Raw genomic sequence first — 337 nt, forward strand, 5'->3', positions numbered from 1 at the left:
CTTCAACGTAGATTCTTAAGTAAATCAGAGAATCTACCAGCGTATTAATGCGTTTAGAGAATTCACCTTGCAGGGATTGTAGTGCAGATTTCGCCGCTTCTTCTGAGCTGGCATCAATCAGGTCAGCAATCGCTTCTGCTTGTGTTAAGTCCATCTTGTCATTCAAGAAGGCACGCTCAGAGAATTCACCAGGACGCGCAGCACGCACACCTGAGATGGATAGGATACGTTTGATCAGCATGTCCATAACCACAGGACCACCGTGGCCTTGCAGCTCTAACACATCTTCGCCTGTGAACGAATGTGGGTTAGGGAAGTAAAGTGCAATACCTTGGTC

General features: G+C 47.2%; 1 pseudogene. It reads right to left on the reverse strand.

The features are described 5' to 3' along the window. Positions 1-337: pseudogene (trmE, locus tag AB4496_RS27920) on the reverse strand (tRNA uridine-5-carboxymethylaminomethyl(34) synthesis GTPase MnmE); the annotation flags it as partial.

Origin of the sequence: Vibrio sp. 10N.222.46.A1 (genome assembly GCF_041473595.1) — a bacterium.
GTDB classification, from domain to species: Bacteria; Pseudomonadota; Gammaproteobacteria; order Enterobacterales; family Vibrionaceae; genus Vibrio; species Vibrio tasmaniensis_A.